The organism is Paenibacillus sp. J22FR21 (genome assembly GCF_056269135.1).
Window position 1 is genome coordinate 511,355 of the sequence record NZ_JBWDNJ010000005.1, and the last position, 20,463, is coordinate 531,817.

17 protein-coding genes are annotated in these 20,463 nt (G+C 52.3%); 8 read left to right on the forward strand and 9 right to left on the reverse strand.

Annotated elements, in window-relative coordinates; translation table 11 throughout:
• Positions 1-112: 112 nt before the first annotated feature.
• Positions 113-1,237, reverse strand: a complete 1,125-nt coding sequence (locus tag AC0YNS_RS20705) for a phosphodiester glycosidase family protein (protein WP_475782865.1) — start codon at positions 1,235-1,237, stop codon at positions 113-115.
• A gap of 225 nt (positions 1,238-1,462) precedes the next feature.
• Between AC0YNS_RS20705 and AC0YNS_RS20710 the strand changes: the two genes are divergently transcribed.
• The 3 genes from AC0YNS_RS20710 to AC0YNS_RS20720 all read left to right on the forward strand — a co-directional run bounded on the left by AC0YNS_RS20710 (position 1,463) and on the right by AC0YNS_RS20720 (position 3,755).
• On the forward strand, positions 1,463-1,738 hold the full coding sequence (locus AC0YNS_RS20710) for a hypothetical protein (RefSeq protein ID WP_475782866.1): 276 nt from the start codon (positions 1,463-1,465) through the stop codon (positions 1,736-1,738).
• A gap of 18 nt (positions 1,739-1,756) precedes the next feature.
• The gene (locus AC0YNS_RS20715) at positions 1,757-2,113 is read left to right on the forward strand and encodes a spore coat protein (protein ID WP_475782867.1); all 357 of its coding nucleotides are present in this window, start codon (positions 1,757-1,759) and stop codon (positions 2,111-2,113) included.
• 157 nt (positions 2,114-2,270) lie between these two features.
• On the forward strand, positions 2,271-3,755 hold the full coding sequence (locus AC0YNS_RS20720; RefSeq protein ID WP_475782868.1) for an RCC1 domain-containing protein: 1,485 nt from the start codon (positions 2,271-2,273) through the stop codon (positions 3,753-3,755).
• Positions 3,756-3,804: 49 nt separating this feature from the next.
• Here the strand turns inward: AC0YNS_RS20720 and htpG are convergent, their stop codons facing one another.
• Together htpG and AC0YNS_RS20730 are read right to left on the reverse strand one after the other, a co-directional pair.
• The gene (gene htpG, locus AC0YNS_RS20725) at positions 3,805-5,697 is read right to left on the reverse strand and encodes a molecular chaperone HtpG (protein ID WP_475782869.1); all 1,893 of its coding nucleotides are present in this window, start codon (positions 5,695-5,697) and stop codon (positions 3,805-3,807) included.
• Positions 5,698-5,816: 119 nt separating this feature from the next.
• A complete protein-coding gene (locus AC0YNS_RS20730; RefSeq protein ID WP_475782870.1) occupies positions 5,817-6,248 on the reverse strand; it encodes an organic hydroperoxide resistance protein in 432 nt (143 codons plus the stop codon).
• A 223-nt stretch (positions 6,249-6,471) separates the two neighbouring features.
• Between AC0YNS_RS20730 and AC0YNS_RS20735 the strand changes: the two genes are divergently transcribed.
• Positions 6,472-7,035 (forward strand): hypothetical protein, encoded by a 564-nt coding sequence (locus tag AC0YNS_RS20735; protein WP_475782871.1) that lies wholly within the window; start codon positions 6,472-6,474, stop codon positions 7,033-7,035.
• Between the two features lie 8 nt (positions 7,036-7,043).
• On the opposite strand, the gene AC0YNS_RS20740 is transcribed toward AC0YNS_RS20735, so the two are convergent.
• The 5 genes from AC0YNS_RS20740 to AC0YNS_RS20760 form a co-directional block, all read right to left on the reverse strand.
• Positions 7,044-8,693, reverse strand: coding sequence for a thiamine pyrophosphate-binding protein (locus AC0YNS_RS20740; RefSeq protein WP_475782872.1), 1,650 nt, complete (start codon positions 8,691-8,693; stop codon positions 7,044-7,046).
• A gap of 21 nt (positions 8,694-8,714) precedes the next feature.
• On the reverse strand, positions 8,715-11,489 hold the full coding sequence (locus AC0YNS_RS20745; protein WP_475782873.1) for an EAL domain-containing protein: 2,775 nt from the start codon (positions 11,487-11,489) through the stop codon (positions 8,715-8,717).
• A 266-nt stretch (positions 11,490-11,755) separates the two neighbouring features.
• The gene (locus AC0YNS_RS20750) at positions 11,756-13,879 is read right to left on the reverse strand and encodes a CocE/NonD family hydrolase (RefSeq protein ID WP_475782874.1); all 2,124 of its coding nucleotides are present in this window, start codon (positions 13,877-13,879) and stop codon (positions 11,756-11,758) included.
• Between the two features lie 17 nt (positions 13,880-13,896).
• Complete coding sequence (locus AC0YNS_RS20755) at positions 13,897-15,060, reverse strand: dipeptidase (RefSeq protein WP_475782875.1); 1,164 nt, start codon at positions 15,058-15,060, stop codon at positions 13,897-13,899.
• 15 nt (positions 15,061-15,075) lie between these two features.
• Positions 15,076-16,056 carry an ornithine cyclodeaminase family protein gene (locus AC0YNS_RS20760; RefSeq protein ID WP_475782876.1) on the reverse strand — a complete coding sequence of 327 codons (981 nt, stop codon included), beginning with the start codon at positions 16,054-16,056 and terminating at the stop codon, positions 15,076-15,078.
• Positions 16,057-16,240: 184 nt separating this feature from the next.
• On the opposite strand from AC0YNS_RS20760, the gene AC0YNS_RS20765 reads away from it, so the two are divergent.
• The 4 genes from AC0YNS_RS20765 to AC0YNS_RS20780 are packed head-to-tail and all read left to right on the forward strand — an operon-like array spanning position 16,241 to position 19,406.
• Complete coding sequence (locus AC0YNS_RS20765; protein ID WP_475782877.1) at positions 16,241-17,785, forward strand: sensor histidine kinase; 1,545 nt, start codon at positions 16,241-16,243, stop codon at positions 17,783-17,785.
• Positions 17,782-18,486: a response regulator transcription factor gene (locus tag AC0YNS_RS20770; protein ID WP_475782878.1), complete on the forward strand. Its 705-nt coding sequence runs from the start codon at positions 17,782-17,784 to the stop codon at positions 18,484-18,486. The genes AC0YNS_RS20765 and AC0YNS_RS20770 overlap by 4 nt, the downstream gene beginning before the upstream one ends.
• Before the next feature lie 21 nt (positions 18,487-18,507).
• Positions 18,508-19,041 carry a hypothetical protein gene (locus tag AC0YNS_RS20775; protein WP_475782879.1) on the forward strand — a complete coding sequence of 178 codons (534 nt, stop codon included), beginning with the start codon at positions 18,508-18,510 and terminating at the stop codon, positions 19,039-19,041.
• Positions 19,038-19,406 carry a DUF6220 domain-containing protein gene (locus AC0YNS_RS20780; RefSeq protein WP_475782880.1) on the forward strand — a complete coding sequence of 123 codons (369 nt, stop codon included), beginning with the start codon at positions 19,038-19,040 and terminating at the stop codon, positions 19,404-19,406. Before AC0YNS_RS20775 ends, AC0YNS_RS20780 begins: the two co-directional genes overlap by 4 nt.
• 195 nt (positions 19,407-19,601) lie before the next feature.
• Here the strand turns inward: AC0YNS_RS20780 and AC0YNS_RS20785 are convergent, their stop codons facing one another.
• Positions 19,602-20,420, reverse strand: coding sequence for a phytanoyl-CoA dioxygenase family protein (locus AC0YNS_RS20785; protein ID WP_090982727.1), 819 nt, complete (start codon positions 20,418-20,420; stop codon positions 19,602-19,604).
• Positions 20,421-20,463: the final 43 nt, after the last annotated feature.

Sequence of the window (20,463 nt, forward strand, 5' to 3'; positions counted from 1 at the left end):
CTATGTGCGCGCAAACTGGGATTTATCCTCAAAATAGCGACCGACCCATATATAAAAAGCCTCCATGTCCACCACACAATAGGGGACACGAAGGCATTTGCCAACAAAAGAATTATGAGGCCTGCTGCTGCGTACGCTTCTTCGAAGAGTCGAAGTTATTCATGTCGATGCCCGCCCAAATATTCGGCAGCTTCACATCCTCGGGATGATCGAATACGAGAAAAGCCGTTGGCAAGTAACGCGCGCCGTACTTACTTGAAGGTTTATTGACTACTTCGTCATCCTTCACCATGACCGTGGATGAACCGCCATCCAAATTCGCAGCCGTCACGGCACCCTTCTCAAGCAAAATCTTCTGCACATCATACAACGTTGCACCGACCGAATAGCCAGGCTGGCGCCCGTCGATTACGACGAATACGATCGTGCCGTCTTCCAGCTGCGCCATACAAGTACGAGGCGCGATTCCCCAGCCGTCGGCCTCGCTCTTAATAAGGCCTTTGCCGTTCACGATAAATTTGGGCTGGAAGGTTACCGCATCCGAAACCCCCATGGCTAGCAGCTGTTTAGGCGAATAACGACCCGCCACCATCAAACCGTTGCGGTCAATACCGACCACATTCACTTTCGCATTCATACCGTTGCCTTTATACAGCACTTTCCCGCCGGACATGACGATACCGGCCGGCTTAAACCCATTACCACTCCAGTTCGGATCATCGAATGCGCCGCCGTTCACGCCGGCAATGGCACCTGTCCGCTTCACCATGCTCTCCACTCGTTCGCCTGAACCGACAATGCTGGTCGTGACGACACGGATCATTTTCGGATCATGCACATACATCAAATAGCCTTTAAACCCTTTACGCGAAATCGGCTCAATCGTCACCGTCCCCTTCGGGTGTGAGGCCAGATTGACATTATGATTATCTTTGACGTCTGCCATCGCATCGAACTGCTCGTTATACGCCGCTACACGGTTATCTAGCTCTGCTTGTCCGATCAAATATTTCGCCAAATAACGATGCTTGCTCGTAATCAGCGTATCCGCCATCATGTACCGAATATCGGAGCCGGATGGCGTCAGGTAGAACCATCCGCTGCCAGCCAGCACGGCCACAACCAGTAAGGCAGACAACCGCTTGACCGTTCGCTGCCAACGTTTCTTTGTGCGTTGCACAGGATGGGAAGTTCGCCTTCTGGGCGTCATCGATGTCGTTTCTAAGTTGTTGTCCATTATGCTGCACCCCTTTGTTGTATGGTCTGTATGTTTAGTCGCGGCTTCCACACCGTGACTTCTCGTTTCGCATCATCACATCCCATCACTATAGAAGCTAAATCTTAAGAAAAGCTTAAAATCGTCATAAGTTACCATGGCAATAAAAGTGAATCACGGAGGCACGGAGTTATTTTGGCGGAATTGCGCAAGCTATACGGGAATACGTAAAGGAGGTCATTTCACGTGCAGCAAACGCAATCCACTCAGCAGCAGGCAGGCATCATGCCGGTGCCGCCCAAAGTCATTACAACCAAAGACGCGTCTTATTTGAAAGACCAATTGTCCTGGCTTCTTCTGGCCATGAAGAAATGCAGCCATTTTGCCCGAGAATGCTCTGACCCTGAAATCGGCCAAGCCATTCATAAAGCAGGCAAGATGCATGAACGCCACTATACCCTTCTGCTCAAGCATCTGCAGAACAACAACACGCAGGAAATGAAGAACGTTCCCCAACATTAGAAAGGAGGTACACCGATCGTGAGCCCGAACAATCAGAATTCGATCCAAAATCCGAAACCGCCCTATGAGCCGCAGGTAAAAGGCCCCGAGTTAACGGATCGCGACCGCATCAACGATATCCTGGCGACGGAAAAGTATTTGGGTGACAGCTTCAGCATCGCAGCCAATGAAGCCAGTCATACCTCCCTCCATCAGGATATTATGACGGTGCTGACTGAGACGCATCAATGCCAGCACGAGATCTTCGAGCTGATGTTCCGCAAGGGACATTACAAGCTGGAAGCCGAAGAGCAGACGAAACTCGACGAAGCTTACCAGCAGTTCAACGGCTATTCCAGTCAGTTCCCATACGGCGCCTCGAATACATTGCAATAAGCTCAGCCGGATGGTTTACCAATAACAGCGATCTTATCTCGGGACTTGTTCCTTACCGAGGGAAGGTCGCTTTTTTCACATTGCATGCACGCCGCCTGAAACTTCTGGTCCGTTAGCTGCGTCAAATGGTTAACGTTTATCAAGAGGAGTGTGCTCAATGACTTCAATGACTAAGAAGAGCTACCGGCAATCACCTAGAAGAGCTTTGCTGGGTGTAATGCTCACGATATCGTTATTGACCCCAACTATGGCAGCTGCTGCTGACGGAAATGCCTCAGACAAGCTTCTCACCGCTATCACGCAGATGGACTCCGGCGCGCATAGCTCCTATGCGGTACAGTCGGACGGCAGCGTTTGGGCATGGGGCGGAGGCACCGCCTCGATCGGTAATGGAGCTACGACTCCCGCCTATACACCTATGCAATTACATTTGGATCATGTGACCAGAGTTTCCGGTGGATACCGGCATGCCTTGTTTCTGCAGGATGACGGCTCCGTTTGGTCAGTCGGGGGCAATGAGCATGGACAGCTTGGGAATGACAAACAGACTACGGCGATTACCACTTCCCCGATTAAAGTGAATGGATTGTCCGATATCATCATGGTTTCTGCCGGTGATAACCACAGCCTTGTGCTGCGACAAGATGGAACCGTCTGGGGGTTCGGCGGCAATGAGAAAGGGCAGCTAGGCAACGATTCGCGTCAAAATGCCTTAAAGCCGGTGCAAATAGAGAATCTGCCCTCCATCGTCTCCATCGCGGCCGGGATGTACACGTCTGCTGCGCTGGGCAATGGCGGCGAGATTTGGGTTTGGGGGCTGGAAGCTTACGGCGGCGGAAAGTCGGATGTCATTCGCAAGCCTTCCATGGTCAAGGGAGACGGCGAATATACCGCCATGGATATCGATCAATTCTATGGAACGGCGCTGCGCGCTGACGGTACGGTATGGATGTGGACCAATCAAGCGTGGTATCAGCCGGAGCGAACGATGTTGAAGCCATTTCAAGTACCGGGGCTGACAGATATCGTCTCCATTAGTATGGATGCTGCCGTTAAAGCCGACGGTACGGTATGGACCTGGACCGTAGACCATCACGGCATTCCTCATGCTGCACAAGTGCCCGGCATCACAGGCGCAGTTTCGATTTCTTCTTCCGGTCTTAACCATCTCGTTCGCTTACAAGATGGCCATGTCATGTCATGGGGAGCTAATCAATATGGGCAAACCGGGCTTGGCGCACTGGAAACGGAAATCAAGACACCGCAATTCGTGAGAAAGCCAATTGCCGTCTACCTCAATGACCAAGAAACCGAGCTGACCATGCCGCCGTTGCTGCTTCATAACTCGGCTTATGTGCCGATACGGGGAGTTTTTCAGCAAATGGGGGCGGAGGTTCGCTGGGATATCCCAACCCGATCCGTCATTGCGAAGAATGCCACTTCTACGATTGTGCTGAACTCCGTCACCGGCCGCACCACGCTTAACGGCAGCGTCGTGCCTTCGCAAGAGAAGCCGGTCTTCGTGAACGACAGCGTGTTCGTCCCGCTTCGCCTCCTATCGGAGACGCTCGGTGCCCATGTCACATGGGATGAACCAGCCAACGCGGTGAGAATTGAGCAAGCTGCTCAAGCTGCGAACTAAATAAGATCGCACGAAAAAAGAGACCTCACACGAGGTCTCTTTCTCATTTCTATACCATTACTTTGCAAATCGCATTGGTAAAAGCAACCGGATCTTGAATCGGCAAGCCTTCAATCAGCAGCGCTTGGTTGTAAAGCAGCTGTGTATACAGGTTCAGCTTCTCCGCATCCTTGTCGGCCGCTTCCTTCAGCGATTGGAATACCGGGTGATTGACGTTAATCTCAAGCACCTTCTCCGCCTGCACGTCTTGGTTGTTCGGCATCGCCTTCAGGATTTTCTCCATCTCAATGGATACTTCGCCTTCGCTGGAGAGGCACACTGGGTGGCTCTTCAGACGCTTCGACGCTTTAACTTTGATTACTTTGCCGCTAAGGATCGTTTGCATTTGCTCGAACAGCTCTTTGCTGCCGCTCTCTTCTGCATCCTGCCCATCCTTATCCGCATCCGATTCAATACCGAGATCGCCGCTCGAGACGGACTTGAACTGCTTCTCTTTGTAGCTCATGATCGACTTGATTGCGAACTCATCGATATCGTCGGTGAAGTAGAGAATTTCATAGCCCTTGTCCGAAACAACCTCGATAGCCGGAAGCTTCTCGATCCGCTCGATGGAATCACCTGCAGCGTAGTAGATAAACTTCTGGTCTTCAGGCATTCTCGACACGTATTCGTCCAGCGAAACCAGCTTCTTCTCCTTGGAAGAGTGGAACAGCAGCAGATCCTGCAGCGTGTCCTTGTTCATGCCGTAGTCGCTGTACACGCCGAATTTCAGTTGGCGACCGAATGCTTTGTAGAAGGTTTCGTACTTGTCGCGCTCGTCCTTCTGCAGGCTTTGCAGCTGGCTCTTGATCTTGTTCTTAATGTTCTTCGCGATGAGCGTCAGCTGACGGTCATGCTGCAGCATCTCACGGGAGATGTTCAGCGACAGATCCTCGGAATCGACCATCCCTTTGACGAAGCTGAAGTAGTCCGGCAGCAGATCCGCGCATTTATTCATGATCAGAACGCCGTTGGAATAGAGCTCAAGTCCTTTCTCGTATTCCTTCGTGTAGTAATCGAACGGCGTGCTCTCCGGAATGTACAGAATCGCTTGGTATACAACCGCGCCGTCTGCACTGATATGGATATGCTTGAGCGGCTTATCGAAGCCGTAACGCTTCTCATTGTAGAACTGCTCGTAATCTGCTGCAGTCAGCTCGCTCTTATTCTTGCGCCAGATCGGCACCATGCTGTTCACGGTTTGCTCTTCCACATACGATTCCAGTTCAGCCTCTTCTTCGCCCTCGCTGCCCGCTTTCGGACGTTGTCCCTTCACATCCATCTTGATCGGGTAACGAATGAAGTCCGAGTACTTCTTGATGACGGTGCGCAGACGGTATTCCTCAAGGAACTCGTCATAGTTGTCGTCTTCTGTGTTCGGCTTGATGTGGAGCACGATCTCTGTGCCGACGGTCGCCTTCTCGCCTGGCGCGATCGTGTAGCCGTCCGCCCCTTCGGATTCCCACTTGAACGCTTCGTCGCTGCCAAGTGCACGGCTGGTTACCGTCACGCGGTCCGCTACCATGAACGCTGCATAGAAGCCAACACCGAACTGGCCGATAATGTTATGGCCATCTTTGCTTTCATTATCTTTCTTGAACGCCAGAGAGCCGCTCTTCGCGATGACGCCAAGATTGTTCTCCAGCTCTTCTTGCGTCATACCGATACCGGTATCCGTGAGCGTGAGCGTGCGTGCTTCCTTATCGGCCGTCACTTTCACATAATAATCAGCCTGGTTAAATACCAGGTTATCATCCGTTAATGCCTTGTAGTAAATCTTATCGATGGCATCACTCGCATTGGAGATCAGCTCCCGCAAGAAGATTTCTCGCTGCGTGTAGATGGAATTAATCATCATTTCGAGCAGTCGCTTGGACTCTGCCTTAAACTCTTGCTTGATCATTAGTCGATACCCTCCCAAAAAATGTCGCAGTCATGTCGTTAGCACTCTAGCTTTCGGAGTGCTAAACACTCTCTTTTTTATAGCATTTTTTTGGGAATGGCACAAGTACAATCGAAGTGTTAGCCTACAGGCTGTCCATTTACAACAAGCTTCGTTTCGATATTTCCGCGTGTTGCTTTGGAGTACGGACATACGCCTTTCGCCGCTTTGACCAGCTCTTCCGCCGTGTGCTGCTCCACGCCATCGATGTTCACGTGAAGCTGTACAGCCAGCCCGAATCCGCCTTCCGCATCTTTGCCGATGCTCACGTGCGCAGTTACATCCGTGCCGGAATGCTGGACCTTCTGCGAGCGAGCCACCAAGTTCAATGCACTGTCAAAGCAAGCCGAGTAGCCTGCTGCGAACAGCTGCTCCGGATTTGTACCTTCTTCACCGTTACCGCCCAGCGACTTCGGCATACGTAAATCCAGATTAAGCACACCGTCGGAGGAAGTTATCTTGCCATTCCGTCCGCCCTCTACTGTTGCGATTGCCGTATATAATGTTTCCATGTCTAATCTCTCCCTTGTCATTTTAATTGCATGCAATTTAATTGTGTAAAACCAATCTAACATCTTTCCCTGAAGTCGTCAACAAAAAAAAGCTAAGCCGAATAATCGGCCCAGCTCTACTGGTAAATCGTCGCTTTGAAAGGCGACCTTTAGTTTTATCCATTAATTGCCGAATAAATAGTTAGATGGCACTATCCAACGGTAAAGGTGGTTAAGATATCGGATGACGAAAGCCGCACAAATGGACAAGCTCCTTGACGCACATCATGAAGGAATCAACAGCTCTGATCTGATCGCAATCATCCAGCGCATTTTCAACTTCAATCTCGAAACCCTTCAGGTATCGCCTCTGCCGCGAGACGTATTGGATGCGTTCCTCCAGCAGGCCGCTGGTTCAGTGACTGGCACAGAGGTGCGCAGGATGATCAATGAAACGTTCGCGATTAATCTGGATGCTTTATCAGCACTGGAGCAGGCTCGAATTTCCCTCTATTCCAAAGGGCAATGGATGCTGCGGCATGAACGGGACTTGTTCGTCGTCCACACAGGGACCGATGACGTAGGAGTGAGCATTTACCCCACCCCCTATTATGCGGAGCACGCCGGCACCGCGCAGCTGCCGCAGGAGCTGCTGGAAGCCTTGGTCAGCTTGGGGTTCACCTGCGATGTGGAAGCTCGAACTTGTTCATACGCAAGCCCCCACGGCGAACCTGTTCCGGACGCCTTTAAGGGTCAAACGATGAAATCGGTTATGGCAACCATTCGAACCGTCTGCGCTCACCTCTAACACTGCTTCTACTTGCCGAAGGATGAGAGAAACTTAACGCGATCCCCCATCGGGGGGGTGCTGTTGTCCTTTAAGGCTACCTCTAGAATCGCCGGTCCCTTTAATGCCGTTAACGGCTCAATAAGCTCGGAACGGATATCGTCCATCCCGTTAATGCGGTAGCTCGGTATCCCCATCGCAGCAGCCATTCCCGCGATACTGACGGCTTCCTGCTCGAAGGAAGGATGGGTCCGCTTAAATTGCAGCGAATGCCCGTGATACACCATACCCAATCGGGCATTATTAACCACAATAAACAAGATCGGCAATCCCAATTCCTTGGCTGTCAGGATTTCCATCCCGTGCATGAAGAAACAGCCGTCTCCTGTAATGCACGCCACCGGACGATCCGGTTCCGCCAATTTGGAGCCGATCGCCGATGCAATCCCCGTTCCCATCGCCCCGAAGTGAACATTGATGTTGTACGAATCCCAATCCCGCACCTTCATATAATGAATGACGTAGGACATGAACTCTCCGATATCTACCGTATACCGCATATCCGTTGGGAGGCACTCTTGAATGTTCAGCAGCACATTTCTTGTGTTATAGTCTTCGGCTGCATTAAGAAGCGGCCAGTGCTGCTCTTTAACTACGTCAACTTCCCTTCTCTGGCCCGAAGCTCCAAGCGCTCTAAGCTCTTCGATCAACATCAGCAAGCTCAAATGGATGTCGCCAAGAATAGGCAGATCAATCTTATATTTGCGATTAAACACCGTTTCGTCAAAATCCAGCTGCACCGTATAACGGCCCTTAGTCAGATTCGTATTGTAGTTGTTCGTAGCGGTCTCGCCTAAGCTGGAGCCCACAATTAGCAATGCGCCGCCGTCATCCTCGGCAATCAAAGCCGAAGCCGCTTCATGGCCGGCGAAGCCAAACACGCCGACATACAAAGGATGGCTTTCCGGAATATAGCCTTTGGCCTGCGGCGTTGTGACGATCGGCCATGCCAGCAGCTCTGCCAGCTCAATCAAGGATTCCACCGAACCCCTAACCCCTTGTCCGACAAAGATGCAGCCTTTCTGCCTCTTCCGCAGCGCTTTCGCCGCTGTCTCTATCGTAGTAAGCTGAGGAATCATCGGTTTGCGCGGGAGTAAGGGCGGTAGGATCGGGTTGCCGATATCCGCATGCTGAACGTCTATCGGAATCGCCACGTGAACAGGTCCCGGCACGCCGGAGATGGCGATTTGGCAGGCTCTGGCTACTTCACGAAGCAGATCCTTCGCTTCCGTGACCAACACACTATACTTGGTCACGGGACGAAATACAGGAGCGACATCAAGCTCCTGCGAAGCATTCAATCCCATTGTGCTGACGGGAACAGCCCCGGTAATAAACAAAACCGGCAGATGCTCCCGCATCGCGTTAGCAGCGCCTGTCACCAAATTCGTTGCGCCCGGCCCGCTGCAGCCGATAGCTACGCTCAGCTGGCCGGTGTATTTGGCGTAGGCCGCAGCCATATACGAAGCTGCGCCTTCATGCTTTGTAACAATGGGTTCGATTTCCGGCATGTCATATAACTCATCGAAGAATGCATTAACGGAGCCTGCCGGAATTCCGAATAGATGCTTCACCCCATTTTCCCGTAAAAACTCCAATACCGCCCCTGCTGCTCTCATGTCTCCAGCCTCCCAATCGCATTAAATATGAAGAAATTGTTCTGCAATATCCTCCGCCTTCATAGGGCGACTGAAGTAATAGCCTTGCATTAAGTAACAGTCACGGGCAAATAGAAATTGAACATGCTGCTGGGTTTCAACACCTTCAGCGATAACGCTTAAGTTCAAGTTCTGTGCCAGCGTAATAATAATGTTCGTAATGGCCGCATTGTCATCGTCGTTGGTGATATCCTGCATGAATGATTTGTCGATCTTGAGCGTATCGATCGGCAAGCTCTTCAAGTAGCCAAGTGACGAGTACCCCGTTCCGAAGTCGTCGATGGCGATCTTGATGCCGAGCCCCTTGAGCTCCTTCATTGTTTTGAGCGTCAATTCCCGATTCTTGATGATCAGGTTCTCGGTGAGCTCCAGCTCCAAATGCTCGGGAGACAATCCAACTTCCCTGAGTACGTTATTGATCATCGAGAACAAATTGTTCTGTTCAAACTGACGAACAGACAAATTGACCGACATCCGGAACAGCGGATAGCCAAGGTTCTGCCATTCCTTTAACTGCCTGCATGCCTCTCTAAGCACCCATTCGCCGATCGGTACGATTAATGCCGTCTCTTCTGCAATCGGAATGAACTGATCCGGCGCAATAAGGCCTCTCTTCGGATGATTCCATCTGAGCAGCGCTTCAACACCGACAATCCGCTTCGTTTTGTAGTTGATTTGCGGCTGGTAATAAATCTCAAGCTCATTCTGATCAAGCGCCTTATAGAGATCGTTCTCCAGCTTCACGCGCTCGAACGTTCTGGTGTCCATGCCCTCGCTGAAGAAATGATAGCTGTTTCCCGAAATTTCCTTGGATTTGTACATGGCCGTGTCCGCGTTCTTGATTAAGGTTTCGCTCGTATCCCCGTTGTCCGGATAGAGGCTGATGCCGATGCTTGCCTTCATGTAGATCTCATTGTCCAGCAGCTGGAACGGATCCGTGAAGGAATCGACAACCAGCTGGACAACCTTCAGCACTTCGTTCTCGTTTTTAATATTAGGCAAGAAGATCGTGAACTCGTCGCCGCCCTGCCGCGAAACTGTCGCTCCCAGCGGCACGCAGTCACTGAGCCGTTTGGCCACATCCCGCAGCAAGAGGTCGCCGTAGCTGTGACCCATTGAATCGTTAATAAACTTGAAGCGATCCAAATCCAGGTACAGCACCGCTAGCTTCTCGTTATTGATCTGAGCTTGTGTCAGCCCTTGATTCAGCCTGTCCTTCAGCAGAAGGCGATTGGGCAAATCGGTCAAGCTGTCGAAATACGCGCGATATTTGATCTCTTCTTCCATCTGTTTCCGCTGCGTAATATCTTTGAAAGTTACAACTTCCCCTACGATTTCGTTACCTTCTCGGATGGAGGAGATCACATATTCAACCGGGAAGACGGATTTATCTTTTCTGCAGAACTTCTCATCCTGATAATGCCGGTTCCAATTGCCATCGCTTCCGGTCGGAGGATCTTGGCCCGTCACAATGGTGCAGGAGTCCTGTCCGATGATCTCTTGGCTTGAATCATAACCTAACATGGCGATGCCAGCCGGATTACAGAATGTAATCTTACGATCAAGATCCAAGCCGAAGATGCCCTCGCCGGCCGAGTTAAGGATCAGTTCCTTCTCTCGGCTGAGCTGCCGCAGCTCCGTCACGACACGTTCAAGCTCCTTGTTCTTCACCGTAACTTCCGAGGTTCTCTCTTTGATAATGATTTCTTGCTTCTCCATGTAGAGCAGGTTCGATAACGTCGAAGCGGTCGCATCGACAATCGACTGCCCGAGCTGAATAGTCGCTTCCGAGAAGACAAAGCTGCCTTCCTCCAAATTCACGACCGGAATAACCCCCAATACCTCGCCCATCGAGACGATCGGCAGCACGAGCATCCCCTTCATGCCAAAATTGCGGCATACTTCATGGTTAGGCCGTTCATCTGCGAAGACATCCGGGATCAGCACAGCCTTCTTCGTCCGAATGACCTCTTGGATCACCGGGTCGTTGCTCTCGTCAATGCGGATTTTGCTATGGGCTTCAATCCAGTCTTCTTCCGTCCAGTCGCTGTTCTTGCTCAGCTTCGCCGGCCGAATATGACTCTCCGTAATGGGGTCCAAGAGATGGACGCCGATGTTGTAATTATCGAGCACCTTGCCCAGATAGAAGAAACAGCTGTCCAAGCTCTCCTGCATCGTGGAGCACATCGCCAAATCACGCGTCACATCAAGGAGCAGCTGCTTCTCGGAAATCAGATTTTCTTTATGCGTTAAGTTCTTGGCATTTTGAATCGCAACAGCCGCCATATTCACATAAGCTTCAACCGTCTGAATCTCAGAGTGAGTCAGGTTCATCGGAATCCCATAGTCGAATAAAAATACAAGTCCAAACAGCTCTTGCTCGAACGAAATGGGGAGTACCAGCAGGGATTTTATTTGAAAACCTTGCACAGCTCGCGGGTCAGGACGCGTATCTCGGGAGGTGTCGGGGATATAGATCGTTTTTTTCGTTTCAATGACTTCTTTGGCCAGCAAATCCATCTCGGTATCGATGACATGCATATCGATGGTCCAGCCGTTGATGACGCTCGGCTTGCCGACATAACCGCGGAATGTGCCGTCCTCCTGAGGCAAATAGATACCTACCGAATTGCAGCGTACAATTTCCTCGGATATCGCCGTTGTCACATGCTCCAACACTTCACGCAGCTCAAGCTTCGTATTGATTAGCTTCGTTAAATTCGCGAGACGTGAATATCTCATTTGTTCTTTTAACATAAATGGATCCCCATTCCCCTAGTTTCTAGAACATCCGACGGTATGCAAATTTATCTATTAGTATAAAAATACTATGGAAGCCTTACAAATTTCTACACAAAAATATGAAAACGCCTTCAAAATGCGAAATTATTTTAATAATGTTAGGAAAAATGGCCTAAACTGTCATTTCGCGCTGCAAAGTGGTCAACAGCTCGGGACTACTGTCGATTGCAGCATTAAAAAAACCGAATCCGCCGGTTGGCAGATTCGGTCTTTGGCTAGGTCTAAAGTACAGGCAGCAGCACTCTGCTCGGATATTCAGCCGAGTGATAGATCGTCTGCTTTACGATCACCGGCTGCGGATCGTCGTATGGATTCAGGCCGGTATTCGTGTTCGGGAAGGCAACGAGCTTACTCGAGGACGTGATCGTGAATCGAATGCGATGTCCCGCTTTGAACGTATGCGCAATATTTTGCAGGAAGATCGTATACTTCTCTATCTTGCCCGGCGTTAGCAGTTCAGGTACATCGAAGCCATTGCGATACTTGGCCCTCACGATATAGTTGGAAAGTCGAATGGAGTTACCCTTCTCATCTACGTCGCTCAGCGTCACGACCCAATCCGTATCGACGCCTGCGCTCGCCGCATACAGCTCACAAGACAACTCGCCGGCAACGGTCAGCTCCTCCGTCAACGCCTCGCCTGTATAGACAAGGATATCGCTGCGCAGCTCATGCTTGCGCATATTCTCCGGCTCTCGCTCCCCGCTGTCTGCCACAGGCTCATCCGGATTGTACAGATACGAATCCGGCTCCGACTGAGCTGCCGTCGCAGGCGCGGCTCCCAGCACGCCATCGCCGAGACTCGAATTCGCTCGGCCGCCGCTGCCTAGGTAGAAGCTGCGCATCTCCGCTTCAACAGGCGTCCAATCCTCAGAGGTCCGCCATTCATTGGTTCCGACCACATAATAAGCGGCTCTCGGCTCCCGGTCGATGCCGTTGTCCATGCCTTTAAGGAAACGATCGAACCAGCGCAGCACGTTCACATCATAATCATAAACGACCGCTTCGTTGCTGAAGCTTACGCCCATGAGATCCCGTGCCCGGTTCGGGCCATGCTCCCATGGTCCGAGCCACAGCTTGCGGTTCGGCACATCATGCTCTGTCAGCATGCGCCACGTTTCCGAGACGCCTGCACTATCGCCATCGTACCAACCGGAGATAACGAACATCGGCGCCTTCACCTGATGGCCTCGCTCGGAGTACGTGCAGTTCCGCCAGAAATCATCGTACTCCGGATGCTCGCTCCACAAGTCCCAGGGCCCGGATGCTCGTCCGATCATTTGCTGCGGAATGTCGCGGATCGGCCTCGCATCGACAGCCTTCTCCGGATTCACCGTAATCCCCGCGAAGATATTAAAGTCCGTCCGCGTCCCCACCGACTGCGCCAGCGTCCAGCACAGCAAGGGCCACGAGCATACCGTGCCGCCCTTACGCACCGTATCCACGAACGGTGAGCCTACGTTAACCTCGTTAACGACGGCCTTTAAATTCGGATGTCCGCTGGTGGCTGCAGCCGTAACGACATAACCGAGGTACGATGCGCCCCACATGCCAACGTTACCGTCCGACCAGTCTTGCGCAATAATCCAATCGATCGTGTCAGAGCTGTCATCCCGCTCGTAATAGAACGGCACAAGCTCCCCTTCCGAATCTGCCCGTCCGCGGACATCCTGATTGACGACAGCGTAGCCTTTGTTCGCCCAGCGTTTCAGCTGATCCTTCTTCATATGGCGGTCATAGCAGGTACGAATCAGAATGGCCGGCAGCTTCGCCCCGGGTTCGATGCCCTCTGGCAGATATACATCCGTCGCAAGACGAACGCCATCCCGCATCGGGATTAAGTCCGTTCCCAGCTCCTGAATGCCATATCGTGCCTGCGATAACGTTGGCGAATCGTAGATCACCAGCGGAGTCAGCGCCTCATAACCTTCGGCAACGAGAATTTCCATCCCGTACCGGTTCGGTGCCACGAAGCCAATGACGCGTCCATCCACCGTCACCACATCCATTGCCGTATCCAGCCGCCGCGCCCACACTTGCGAAGTTACTTCACGGCCATCCATGCCAGCGGTATAGCGGATATGCTGACGATACACGTCTCCGTTCGCCAGCTTAACCTCTTCCCCGCTCCAAGCCGCTCCCTCGTACTGATCAAGGAACTGCTTGATTCGCTGCAAGGGCAGCATGTAGGGAGCCTGCTCCGACAGTACATTTTCCTGCATTTGCGTCCGACGTCTTGCATCTACCTTGGCATGCATAATCTTATCTGCCGTAAATCGAATCCGTCCTTCATACACGCCTGCACAATAGAGCTTAAACGTTGTCTCTTGTAGTCGTTTACTCATACTCGTCTCGCTGCCCCCTATCCCCATACCTGCTCAAACACGCGCAGCCAATTGCCGCCCATAATCTTCGCGATTTCTTCGTCCCGATACCCTCTGGCAACCAAACCCCGCGTAAAGTTGATAAAATGACTGTACTTCTCCAGCCCCTTCACCGTCTCCGTGGAAGGCCCGTCCCCTTTGGCAAAACCAAGCATCGGCGCCACATGCTCCTTGAAATGGACAAGCGCCCATTCCACATCACTCATCGGCCAGTCGGTACCGATGCCGACATGATCGACGCCAACGAGCCGCACAATATAGTCGATATGATGGAGCACATGCTCCATCGTCGTATCGTTCGGATCGCCGTGTACGAACCATGGCATGGCGAACACACCGATAACGCCGCCTGTTGCGGCAATCGCCTTTATTTCCTCATCGCTTTTGCAGCGAGCATGCCCGTATATGGCTTCAGCTCCGGTATGCGAAGCAATAACAGGCTGAGCGGATAGGCTGCACGCATCAAGCGTCGTTTGTTTGCCGCAGTGACTTGTATCGACGATAATGCCGAGCTCGTTCATACGGCCGATGAAACGCGCACCGAATTTGCTTACGCCTCCGTCCGAAGGTTCCATGCAGCCGGAAGCCACATAGTTCTGATTGTTGTACGTCAGTTGTAGAATTCGGAGTCCGAAGTGATGAAGCGTATCGAGCAAATCCAAGTTTTTGCCCAGGCCATCGTTCTCCTGCGCCGTTACGATGCCGGCTTTCCGTCCGCTGCGCTTGGCCTCTCGAATATCCTCAGCCGTCAGCGCTTTATCCAGCCAGTCCACGGCATCGAACTGGCGCTGCACGTCGCCCATGCTCGTGACGACGCTCTCCGGGCTCGATAGATCGAGCTCCCGATTACCAGCTGTAATGCCGGAGCGGTACCATTCTTCTTTGAACTCAGCAAGCCCCCCGCGGGCAATCATGCCTTTGATGAGTTTGGCTGGCATCATGCTGTATTCCATCGGTTGATCCCGATAAGGTTCGCATTGTTCGCGCAATTGTTCGGATACCTCCGCAGGTATCGCCTTCGGTGACAGCGGTCCTTGGAACAGCAGATCAATGATGATCATCTGCTCATGCAGCTGTCTTGCTCGCTCTTCTTCCTCCGCCGATAACGGGAAAGGGTACAGTCCCTCTGGTTGGTGATTCATGCTGAATTCCCTCTCCTACAAGTCAATTGGTGTGCCTTTATGTAAACGAATCGCTTCTTTCCATATAAAACCAGCTGCCGCCAAATCCTCGCTCGCCAGTCCAAGCGCCTTGAACAAGGTAATCGCTTGTTCCGAGCTTCGCCCCTGCTCGCTGCCTGTCAACAGTTCGCCAAGCTCGCCTCGAATATGCGCCTCCGTAATCACGCCTTCCGCAAGCGGAATAAGGTAATCGCCTGCTTCATTTACGGCAGATTCCCTGCGGTCAACATACAGCTCCGAACGCCGCACGAGCTCGGAGTCCAGCTCCCTGTCCTTCGCTCGGCATGCCCCTACCGCGTTGACATGTGCGCCATCCTTGACCCATTCTCCTTGGATAACAGGGGTCGTTGATGCCGTAACGGTGCAAATAATATCGGCCTCGGCCACCGCTTGCTCCGCAGTCGTCATCGTTTCTACGATGACGTGCGCGCCGAAGCGCTGCTCGGTCTCCAGCTTAAGCTGCGCCGCATGGGCCGGGTTCGGCCCCCATATCGCAATGCGCTTAATGGGCCGCACGAGCAGCATCGCTTCAATATGACTGCGCGCTTGCTCGCCGGTCCCAATGACCGCAAGCGCTGCCGCGTCTTCGCGAGCAAGCAGCTTCGTCGCCGCTGCGCTGACTGCCGCAGTGCGGATGGCCGTAATCTGCCTGCCGTCCACGATGGCTTCGAGCTCTCCCGTAACCGCATCAAACAGCGATACGAACCCTTGATGCGACGGTAATCGCTTCGCATGATTATCCGGGAAGACGGTAATGATTTTGGCGCCAACCTTCTCCTCCCGCTTCAAGTACGCAGGCATGAGTCCCATCAAATTGCCCCCGTGTACCGGAACAACGCTTCGTAGGGATTGTACCGCTTCTCCCGTAGTCAGGTCGGCCAGCACCTCTTCCATGATGCCGATACATCCCTTCATGGTCAGCAGTTCTTTGACTTCACTCTGTGTAATAACCAACATGCGATTCACCTGTTTCTTTATTTGCTCGTTCCAGTATAGCAGAATCTGTGTTACCTTTACTCGGACTCCGGCACCATGAATCGTTATGGCTCGCTGCCGGGCATTGTTTATACTTTTTTTAGAACTGGTTTATGGAATATTTACGGGTAGATACTACAATGAAATGGAAGGAGGCTTCCACGCCATGTCCATCCGAACGAAATTGTTATTCTCTTATATTGCGATGATTGTGATTCCGGTCTTGCTGCTAGGCATTACGGTCACCTTAGCGGCAAGTGTCTTCAAACAGGATATGACTTCCCAACCCGGACAAGAAGAACCGCAAAGCCATGTCCCGTTTGCCGAAATCCGCGACTTGTTCAGCGGACGCAGCGAGCTCGCATCCGGCCTTCGGTTCGTTGCCCAACATGATCCGAAGCTGCTCAGCGATCCCGCATTCCTTGCTTCGACGGAGTCGGAGCTGGCTCAGGTAGACGCCGGCATGGTTATTATTGGCGATAATGCAACAGCTCCAGCCTATACGTCTCCGGGACTGTCAGCCGAGGAAGTTATTGCCCAGATACAAGGCGACAGCAGTGAGCAAAGCGGCCATCGACGCTTCGATCACCCGGGACCGCCGAGCGGCAACAGCCTTGATCGAATTACCTACACGCGTCCGGACGGCAAGCCGGGTTCGATTATCATCGTATCCGATATGGAACCGGTCGCGCATTTCTTCAAAAGGTTCATCCCGACCGTGCTGCTGGCATTGCTTCTTGCACTCGTGCTGACGAACGGCGTTCTCACGTTCTTCGTCTCCCGAAGCATTATTAAGCCGCTGCACGCCCTGCGGGATGCCGCGGGACAAATCCGCGAGGGCCAGCTGGACCACGCCATTCATCTGCAGCGTAAGGACGAAATCGGACAGCTTGGATCGGCCTTTGAGGACATGCGTATCCGGCTGAAAGGCTCGATTAACGCACAGCTGCAGCTGGAACAGAGCCGTAAGGAGCTCCTTGCGAACATCTCCCACGACTTGAAGACGCCGATCACCGCTATCCAAGGCTGCGTCGACTGCCTGCGCGGAGGCGTTGCCGATACGGAGGAGAAACGGAACAAATACATCGATATGATTGGCGGCAAAACGACCGATATGAATCGGATGATCGAAGAGCTGCTGCTGTACTCCACGCTGGACATCGGCAAACTGCCGTTCCGGTTTGAGACGCTGGACGTCGCGGAGTATCTCCGCCTTACCGTCGATGAGCTGAAGCTGGACCCTCGGCTGAGCGGAGCCGCGATCCAGTTCCGCAACACCGCGGAAGCAGCAAATGCCGGCCAGCCGCTGCTCGTTCGAGCGGACCGCGAGAAGCTGCATCGGGCAATCTTTAACGTCGTCAATAACAGCATTAAACATATGGACAAAGCACCGCGCGTACTGACGATTGAGCTGAGTGGCGACGAGCTTCATTCCCCCACCGCAGCTATCACCATATCGGACAACGGCGCCGGCATCTCGCCGGAAGCGCTGCCCCATGTGTTCGACCAGTTCTACCGGGCAGAGTCATCGCGTCGCCCGGATGCGGGAAGCAGCGGTCTTGGGCTTGCTATCGTAAAACAAATTATAGAGGAGCATGGAGGTACGGTAGAAGCCAGAAGCCGCGAGGGCGAAGGGACAGCAATCACACTTCAACTCCCCGCCGTGCAGCGAGTACGTTTGTCTTCTGAAGAAAGGGAGGAGCCGCAATGAATCGAGCTCGCAAACGAATCTTGATTATCGAGGATGACCCTGTCATTGCCGAGGTGCAGAAGGACTACTTGGAGGCAAGCGGCTTCTCCGCAGATATTGCGGATCGCGGCGATCTTGGGCTCGAAATGGCGCTGCGAGGGGACGGGTATGACCTCCTTCTGCTCGACCTGATGCTGCCTCGGATGGATGGCTATGACGTATGCCGACGCGTTCGGGAAGCGAGCAACATCCCCATCCTGATCGTCTCCGCGAAGAAAGAGGAAGTGGACAAAATCCGCGGATTCGGACTGGGAGCAGACGATTATATTCTGAAGCCATTCGGGCTCGGCGAGCTGGTTGCACGAGTCAAAGCGCATCTGGCACGATACGACCGGCTTGTCGGCAGCGGCGAATGGCGCAGGGATGAGCTGCAGCTGCATAACATTCGCATCGATCGGCAATCTCGGCGCGTGTATGTCAACGATGAGGAATTACTCTTCACTGCCAAAGAGTACGATCTGCTGCTCTTCCTCGTCACGAATCCGAATCGGGTCTTCCGCAAGGAGGAATTGTTCGAGCGTATTTGGGGGCTGGACGCACTTGGCGATCATGCCACAGTCACCGTTCATATCAGCAAGCTGCGGGAGAAGCTCGAACGCGATCCGTCCAAGCCGCGGTATGTCGAGACCGTTTGGGGTGTCGGCTACAGATTCAACCTATAACCACTAGAGGAGCTGCGTTACGTGAAAAAGTTATCCTTACAAGGACGCAGAATCCTTCTGCTGCTGCATATTATGTTTGCCGCTATCATGCTTGGCGTGCAGGCTGTGTTTATCATTCTGGCGCTGACCGCTTCTGTAACCAGCGATAGTACGGTGCTGCACGCATGCTACTCCATCATGAATCTGCTTGCATCAAGCAGCGTTCGTGCCTCAACCATCGGGGTGACCGTCACCGGCATCATGTTGTCCGTAATGACTTCGTGGAAGCTGTTCCGCTACAACTGGATCATAGCCAAACAAGTGCTAACCTTGCTGTGCATCGGAGTCGGAATCATCGGTTTGTACGAATGGACGTTGAAAGGGATCGAACCGACTGCACAGGCCGGGCTTGGCGCATGGCAAACATCCGGTTTCACCGTCAATCACACGCTGCTCTGGATCGGAATCGTGCTGCAAACGGTATCGCTCGTCATCATGTATATTTTATCGATATGGAAACCGGGCGGCGAGAGGCGGTCGTATCGCAAACCATTAAAGGGAGCTAAGCAATCATGATCCGTATATCCAAAATCATTTTCTATGCACTAGCCTTACTGTTCGGGATTTCATTATTTACGCAAGTGTTTCTGGCGGGCCTCGCTATCTTCGATAATGGCGACTGGTCCATGCACAAGTCCTTCATCCACTACTTCGAGTTTGTTCCGATTGTCATGATCGTATTCTCCCTCATCGGCCGCATGGGCTGGAGAACCGTTACGTTATCAGCCTCATTGTATGTTTGCATCATCTTTCAATACATCTCCGTCAACCTAGATACACGCGTGATCGCGGCCATCCATCCCGTTACGGCATTACTGATGCTCTGGGGCACGCTGACGATCATTCGCCGCTCCAACCCATGGAAGTCCATTAGCAGTTAGTACCTCCCCATGCAAAGGAATACCACAAAAGAAGAGCCCCTAGGGATCTACATGTACAGGAATCCCGCCAATTTCGCACATGAAGAGCTCCTAGGGATCTTCTTGTGCGGGGATCCCTCCAATAATTTTTTCCTCCATTCATCAAAAGGCCGTCCCAAAATGGGACGGCCTCCTTTTATTTATGCGAAGTCGTGATTACCACTGCCAAGGCATTTTGACAGAAGCGCCGACTCTTTCGTGTCTGAACAGGCTTTTCACAGCTGGCGATGCTTGGTCATATGCTTCTTGTGGAACGTGAATCGATCCGCCTGCACCGTACCAGTCGTTGTTGTAGATCAATGCGATGTTCGTGCGGTTCTCTTGTGTACGGTTTGGCGTACCACGGTGCCACATGCGAATGTCACGGATAACAACCGAGCCTGCAGGCATGTAGACTTTCTCCGAGTACATCGATTTCGCAGCACGCAGCATTTCACCGTCGATGGACGTATGCTTGGTGCTCTCAGGGTCCAAATGCGTACCGCCCGGCCATACTTCAAGCGGTCCGTTCTCTTCATGAACATCCACAAGCGGAATATTCATAACCAGGCTGTATGCCGGCAGCGCTACACCAAGTGTAGGGAACAGCGGCGGTACGTCGGAGTGTACGTTTTGATAATCGGAACCTGGGCAAGCTGTATCCGAAGCGAGGTACGTGCAACGAACGCCTTCGCCAAGCACAGCGTTGATTACAGGCATTGCAAATGCGTTTGCTACCATGTAGTCATTTACGAATGGTTGTAAAAAAGGTAGGTGCATCTGTGCACGGTTCGTACCTGTATTATACCCAAATCTGTCGATGTATTCGTTGAAGATCGGAAGGAATGCATCCTTAATCTCTTGTACTTGCTCCTTGGACAAAACGCTTTCAAATCCGATATATCCATTCTTGCGAATTTGCTCGATAGCTACCTCGATTGTTTCTTGCTCCGGTACACCAGTCAGTTTCTCTTGCTCAGTCAATTTCAATAACATAGTTAATCACTCCTTGTTTTCGATTTATGTCCTGATTATACGT